Raw genomic sequence first — 7,009 nt, forward strand, 5'->3', positions numbered from 1 at the left:
GGAGCTCGCCCGCCGCGGACCGTCGCGCCCCGGCCGGCGGCTGCGGCCGAGCCGCCGGCGCGCGGGCGTGCGCACCGACGTCGGGCGCACGCTCCGCGCCGCGCTGAGGACGGGGGGAGAGCCGCTGCGCCCGGCGCGGCGCGCCCCGACCGAGACTCCGCGCGCCCTCGTGATCCTCGTCGACGTGAGCGGGTCGATGGCGCCGTACGCCCGCATGCTCCTGCAGTACGCGCAGGCGGCGGTCGCCGCCCGTCCCCGCGTGGAGGTGTTCGCGTTCGGGACCCGGCTCACGAGGCTCACCCTCGAGATGCGCGACCGCGATCCCGACGCCGCGCTGCGGCGGGCCTCCGCGGCGATCCCCGACTGGACGGGGGGCACGCGGATCGGCGCCGCGATCGGCGAGCTCAACCGCGGCCACGGGCGCCGTCTCGGCCGCGGCGCGGTCGTCGTCGTCCTCTCCGACGGCTGGGACCGGGGCGAGCCCGAGGTCCTCGCGGCCGAGATGGCGCGGCTGCGGCGCAGCGCGCACCGCGTCGTCTGGCTCAACCCCCTCAAGGCCTCGCCGGGCTACGCGCCGCTCGCCCGCGGGATGGCGGCGGCGCTCCCGTACGCCGACCGCTTCCTCGCCGGCAACACCCTCGCCTCGCTCGAGGACCTCGCGGACGTCCTCGAGGAGGGGCTCTCCGGCCGCGGAGGGGCCGTCCCCCGGCGCGCCACGCCTCCGCGGGCCCTCGCGACCACCCCCCACGACGCAGGAGCAGGACCATGAGAGACGTCGTCAGCGACCTCGACGCGTGGAGCGCGGCCGGCCGCCGAGCCGCGATCGCGACCGTCGTCGGCGTGAAGCGCTCGGCCCCGCGGCCGCCGGGGTCGAAGATGGCCGTCGGCGACGACGGCGCGATCAGCGGCGCCGTGAGCGGCGGCTGCGTGGAGGGCGCGGTCGTCGGCGTCGCGGAGGAGATCCTCGGAGGCGGCGGTCCGCGGCTCCTCCACTTCGGCATCGCCGACGACGAGGCATGGGACGTCGGGCTGCCCTGCGGCGGCGAGATCGACGTCTGGGTCGACCTCGCGTCCGGGCCCGAGGTCGACGCCTTCGCCGCGCTCGCCCGCGCAGGCGGCCGCGGTGCGCTCGTCACCCGCCTCGACGACGGGTCGCGGCTCCTCGTCGCGGTCGACGGGTCGCGGACCGGGACGCTCGGCTCCCCCGCGCTCGACGACGCCGCCGCCGGTCACGCCGAGGAGCTCATGTGGGCGGAGCGCAGCGAGCGCCGGGAGGCCGAAGGCGTCGAGGTCTTCGTCGACGCGACCGCGCCGGCGCCGCGGCTCGTCGTCTTCGGCGCGGTCGACCACACGCAGGCGCTGTGCACGATCGCGCGCGCCGCGGGCTGGCGGCCCTACGTCATCGACCCGCGAGCGCGCTTCGCGACGCGGGAGCGCTTCCCCGACGCGGTCGACGTCGTCGCCGCGTGGCCCGAGGACGGGCTCGAGCGGATCGGCGGGATCGACCGCGCGACGGCGATCGCCGTCCTCACGCACGACCCGAAGCTCGACGACGCGGCGCTCGAGATCGCCTTGCGCTCCGAGGCGCGCTACGTCGGGGCGATGGGAGCACGTCGGGCGCAGGCCCAGCGCCGCGAGCGCCTCCTCGCCGGCGGGATGACGGAGGAGGAGCTCGACCGGCTCAGCGCGCCGATCGGCCTCGACCTCGGCGGCATCACGGCCGAGGAGACCGCGCTGTCGATCATGAGCGAGATCGTCGCGATGCACCGCGGCCGGACCGGCGGGCGGCTCCGTGACGCGCCCGGCCGCATCCACGAGGTGGGGTCATGAGCGGCGGGAGGGCGGCCGCCGTCGTCCTCGCGGCGGGGGCGGGGACCCGCTTCGGCAGCGAGCCGAAGCAGCTCGCCCGACTCGAGGACCGGCCGCTCCTCCAGCACGTCGTGGACGCCGCCTGCGCCGTCGCCGATCTCGACCCGGTCGTCGTCGTCCTCGGCGCCCACGAGGAGGCGATCCGCGAGCGGATCGACTTCCGCCGCGCGAAGGTCGTCCTCGCGCTCGGCTGGGACGAGGGGATGGCGGCGTCGCTGCGCGCCGGCATCGCCGGCGTGGAGGAGGAGGCCGGCGGCGGGCTCGACCACGTCGTCGTCCTCCTCGCCGATCAGCCGCGCGTGCAGCCCGACGTCATCGCCGAGGTCCTCAGGGTCGTCCGCGAGGCGCCGGAGGGCACGGCGGGGCGAGCGGTCTACGGCGACCGTCCCGGCCACCCCGTCGTCCTGCCGGCGGGGCTGCTCGGCGAGATCGCCGCGCTCGAGGGCGACCAGGGCGCGCGCGAGATCCTCGAGCGCGTCCCGACCCTCTACGTCGAGGTCGACGATCTCGCCGGCGGAGCCGACGTCGACACCCCCGAGAACCTGGAGGCACTGAGATGAAGCTCGAGCAGTCGTTCACCGTGCAGGCGCCCGCCGACACCGTCTGGGAGGCGCTCATCGACGTCGAGCGGGTCGCGCCCTGCCTCCCGGGCGCCGAGGTCACCGAGAACGTCGGGGACGGAAGCTACAAGGGCACGTTCACCGTGAAGCTCGGGCCGACGACCGCCGCCTACGTCGGGACCCTGAAGATGGAGGAGCTCGACGGCTCCTCGCGGGTCGCGACGATGAGCGCGCGCGGGACCGACAAGCGAGGGCAGGGTGGCGCGAACGCGACGATCGTCTCGACGGTCGCCGAGGCGCCGGACGGCGGCGGCACGAAGGTCGACGTCGTCACCGACTTCACGATCACCGGCAAGCTCGCGCGGTTCGGTCGCGGCGGGATGATCCAGGACGTCGCGAACCGCATGCTCCGGGACTTCGCCTCGAACCTCGAGGAGGAGGTCCAGCAGGAGGCGCCCGCCGCCGCGGAAGGGGAGGCCGGCGCACCCGCGTCGCGGCCCGGTCGCGAGGCCTCGCGACCGGTGAGCGGCCTGCGCCTCTTCTTCGGCGCGCTCCTCGACCGCCTCAAGCGCCTCTTCGGCCGGTCCTGACCCCGCACGCCGGCCGTCGGGCGCCGCGGTCGGTTCACTCGCTTTTCACATCGCGGCCTGAGAAGGTCCGCGCATGCGCCGATTCGTCCGCTTCTGCCTGCCCGCGATCGCCGTCGCCGTCGCCGCCGCGCCGCCCGCCGTGGCCGCGCCCGCGGACACGACGACGGGGACGATCGTCGACGCGGGCGGCGACGGACGGCTCGAGGCCGGGCCCGGTGAGCCGCTCGTCCCGCGCACCGAGCTCGGGTCGCCGTCGAGCGGCGCGACGCCGTCGTCCCTCGCGTTCTTCGGGCAGCTCACCGACACGCACGTCGTCGACGAGGAGTCGCCGCTGCGCGTCGAGTTCACCGACCGACTCGGCGGTCTCTTCACCTCGGCGTACCGGCCTCAGGAGGGCCTCTCGCCGCACGTCATCGACCAGATGGTGCGCCGGCTCACGGAGACGACCTCGCCGGTGAGCGGCCGTCCGCTCGACCTCGTCATGACGACCGGCGACAACACGGACAACACCCAGTGCAACGAGACGCGCTGGCTCATCGACCTCCTCGACGGCGGCAAGGACGTGCGGCCGGACTCCGGCGTCGACGGCCTGCCGCCGCGGTTCTCGCGTGCCGACCTCTGCCTCGGCGCGGGCCAGGTCGCGGTCCCGGTCCCCCCGACCTGCGTCTCCTTCCCCGACGGGCGGCGCTACGACGGCGTCCGGGGGGCCGGCGAGTACTACGAGCCCGACGGCAGCGCGCCCGGCGAGGACGGCGTCGGCTACACCCCCGCCGACGGCGTCCGCGACTTCCCCGGGCTCTTCGAGCGCATGAACGAGCCGCTGCGCGCCAAGGGCCTCAGCGGCCTGCCCTGGTACGCGACCTTCGGGAACCACGACGGGCTCATCCAGGGCAATCAGCCGCGCAACCCCGCCCTCGAGGCGCTCGCCGTCGGGTGCGCGAAGGTGCATTCGATCGCCGGGTCCGAGGCGCTGGGCATCGCCGGGGCCCTCGCGGACCCCGCGTCGCGGGTCGCCGTCGAGCCGGCCGACCAGCGCCGCCGGCCGCTGCGCAAGTCCGAGTTCATCGCCGAGCACTTCCGCACCAGCGGCGTGCCCGCCGGCCACGGCTTCACGCCGGAGAACGTCGCGTCCGGCATGGGCAACTACGCGTTCTCCCCGAAGCCGGGCCTGCGGTTCATCTCCCTCGACACGATCTCGGAGGCGGGTCTCGAGGCCGGGAACGTCGACGACACGCAGTTCCGCTGGCTCCACGAGCAGCTGCTCCTCGCCGACGCGGCGAAGGAGCTCGTCGTCGTCTTCGCCCACCACTCCCTGAGGACGATGGGGCAGCCGCCGGTCTCGCCGTTCCCGCCGGGTGACACCGGCGGCAACCTCTCGCCGGCCGTCCACTTCGGTCTCGGCCCGCGCGAGACCGGCACCGACCTCCCGTGCCCGTCGACCGACCCGCTCGCCCCGACGCGGCTCGACGAGACGGTGAAGTGCCTGCTCCTGCGCCATCCCTCGGCCGTCGCGTTCGTCAACGGCCACGAGCACGCGAACCGCATCGAGCCGTTCGCGCGGCCCGGCGGCGACGGCGGGTTCTGGGAGATCAACACCGCCTCCCACATCGACTTCCCGCAGCAGTCGCGCGTCGTCGAGCTCCTCGACGGCGGCGACGGGACGCTCGCGATCGCGACGGCGGTCGTCGACCACGCCGCGCCGGTCGACCCGGGCGACGGTGCCGCGAACGGGAGCGTCGCGCGTCTCGCCTCCATCTCGCGCGAGCTGTCGCTCAACGACCGCCACGCCGATCCCGCGGGGAGCCGCGGGCGGCCGGAGGACCGCAACGCGCTCCTCCATCTGCCGCATCCGCACGCGCCTTGACGGCCACCTGACGCCCCGTTCCGTCATATTTCCCGGCCGTCATGGCCGGTATCGACCCCACGGCGGATCCGCGCGGTGCGCGGTGGGAGAAGCGTCTCGAGGCGCCGGTGCTCGCGGCGGCGTGGCTCGCCCTCCCGGTCGTCTTCCTCTCCTTCTCGAAGCTCGGCGACGCCTGGGCCGCCGTCACCGTCGGGCTCGCCTGGGGCATCTGGGCCGTCTTCCTCGCCGAGGCCGCCATCATGCTCACGGTCGTCGAGGACCGCGTCGCGTGGGCGAAGGGGCACGTCTTCGGCCTCGTCATCCTCGCGGTCACCTTCCCGCTCCTCACGAAGCTCCTCGAGGCGCTCCTCGCGGCCCGCGCCCTCAGCTCCGTCCAGGGCCTCCGCGTCCTCCAGGTGCTCTACGTCGCGAAGGCCCTGAAGATCATCAAGAGCGTGCTCGTCGTCCGCGGGAAGGGACGGGCGCCCCGCCACCCCGCCGCCGTCGCCGGGCTCTCGCTCCTCCTCGCCGTCGTCGCCGTCGGGATCGGCCACCGGATCACGACCGGCGAGAAGAGCTCGACGCCGGTCCACGGCTTCTACGAGGTCGTCGAGGAGCTTCCGCTGCTACCGTGAGCGGCACGGACGACGCCGTCGTCCGCGAGGTCCTGGTGTCTGAGCAGCGCTCCGAAGCGCGATTCGGGTCCGAGGTTCTCCCCGAATCGTCCGCGGCACGATGCCGCGAAAGGAGCAGCATCCATGTCGTCCACCTTCGCCGATCTCGGCGTGTCCGAGACCTGCGCCCGCGCCCTGCGCGACGCCGGCATCACCAGTCCGTTCCCCGTCCAGTCGGCGGTCATCCCCGACGCGCTCGACGGCCGCGACGTCCTCGTCCAGTCCCCGACCGGGTCGGGCAAGACCATCGCGTTCGGCCTGCCGCTCGTCGAGATGGTCGAGGCGAACGACCGCCGCGCGGCGGCCCTCGTCCTCGCCCCGACCCGCGAGCTCGCCTCGCAGATCGTCGACGACATCCTCCCGCTCGCCCACACCCGGGCGCTCTCCGTCGCCGCGGTCTACGGCGGCGTCGGGATCGTCGCCCAGGCCAAGCGGGCCCGCCGCGCCCACATCGTCGTCGCGACGCCCGGCCGCCTCATCGACCTCCTCGAGCGCGGCGACATCGACCTGCGCCACGTGAAGACCGTCGTCCTCGACGAGGCCGACCGCATGCTCGACATGGGCTTCCGCCCGCCCGTCGAGCGCATCCTCCGCGAGACGCCCGCCGACCGGCAGACGCTCCTCTTCTCCGCGACCCTCGACGGCTCGCCGCGCGAGTTCGCCGAGAAGCACACGCGCGACGCGGCCGAGCACCGCCTCGCCGCGCCCGTCTCGCAGCGCTCCGCCGAGATCGCGCACCGCTTCGTCCCCGTCGAGCACGCGGCGAAGCTCGACGCGCTCGTCAAGACGCTCGAGCGCGAGGAGCGCGGTCTCGCCGTCGTCTTCGTGCGCACGAAGCGCGGCGCCGACCGCCTCGTGAAGCGCCTCGGCACCCACGGCGTCGACGCGGTCGCGATGCACGGCGACAAGACGCAGGGCCAGCGCGAGCGCGCGCTCGCCCGCTTCGAGCAGGGCAAGGTCTCGACGCTCGTCGCGACCGACGTCGCCGCGCGCGGCCTCGACGTCGCCGACGTCACCCACGTCATCAACTTCGACGCCCCCGAGGATCGCGACGCCTACGTGCACCGCGCCGGCCGCACCGGCCGCGCCGGGCGCGACGGCGCCGCGATCACGCTCGTCATGCCCGACCAGGAGAAGGACATCGCGATCATCGCGCGCGACCTCTCCCTGGAGGAGGCGCTCGCTGGTGCCGGGATGCGCCCGGCCGTCGCGCCGAAGCAGGCTCGCGGGAACGGGAACGGGAACGGCAGCAAGGGCGGAGGCGGCCGGTCCGGCTCCGGCTCCTCCCGCCGCCGCCGCCCGCGCAAGGCCGCGCAGAGCGGCCGCCGGGCCGCCTAGGGCCGGACCCACCCGCCGCGCGGGCGCCGGTGCCGCCGCCCGGTGCGCCGGGCGGCACCCGTCAGCCGGCGCTCGCCGGGGGGCGCTCATCAGCCGGCGCTCATCAGCCGGCGCTCGCCGGGCGGCACCCGGCAG

At 75.2% G+C, this 7,009-nt stretch carries 7 protein-coding genes; all 7 read left to right on the plus strand.

Annotation, left to right across the window (positions count from 1 at the left end; all coding sequences use genetic code 11):
- A partial coding sequence (locus ACME2J_RS21600; protein WP_495547016.1) for a vWA domain-containing protein occupies positions 1 to 769 on the plus strand: 769 nt, incomplete at its 5' end.
- Positions 766 to 1,830, plus strand: coding sequence for an XdhC family protein (locus ACME2J_RS21605; protein WP_495547017.1), 1,065 nt, complete (start codon positions 766 to 768; stop codon positions 1,828 to 1,830). The genes ACME2J_RS21600 and ACME2J_RS21605, both read left to right, overlap by 4 nt.
- Complete coding sequence (locus tag ACME2J_RS21610; protein ID WP_495547018.1) at positions 1,827 to 2,429, plus strand: nucleotidyltransferase family protein; 603 nt, start codon at positions 1,827 to 1,829, stop codon at positions 2,427 to 2,429. Before ACME2J_RS21605 ends, ACME2J_RS21610 begins: the two co-directional genes overlap by 4 nt.
- Positions 2,426 to 3,019, plus strand: coding sequence for an SRPBCC family protein (locus tag ACME2J_RS21615; protein ID WP_495547019.1), 594 nt, complete (start codon positions 2,426 to 2,428; stop codon positions 3,017 to 3,019). Before ACME2J_RS21610 ends, ACME2J_RS21615 begins: the two co-directional genes overlap by 4 nt.
- 73 nt (positions 3,020 to 3,092) lie before the next feature.
- Entirely contained in the window at positions 3,093 to 4,883 is a 1,791-nt protein-coding gene (locus ACME2J_RS21620; RefSeq protein ID WP_495547020.1) for a metallophosphoesterase family protein, read from the plus strand.
- Positions 4,884 to 4,924: 41 nt separating this feature from the next.
- A complete protein-coding gene (locus ACME2J_RS21625) occupies positions 4,925 to 5,497 on the plus strand; it encodes a hypothetical protein (RefSeq protein WP_495547021.1) in 573 nt (190 codons plus the stop codon).
- Positions 5,498 to 5,620: 123 nt separating this feature from the next.
- Positions 5,621 to 6,874, plus strand: a complete 1,254-nt coding sequence (locus tag ACME2J_RS21630) for a DEAD/DEAH box helicase (RefSeq protein ID WP_495547022.1) — start codon at positions 5,621 to 5,623, stop codon at positions 6,872 to 6,874.
- The last annotated feature ends 135 nt before the right edge of the window (positions 6,875 to 7,009 follow it).

Source organism: Paraconexibacter sp., assembly GCF_059438195.1.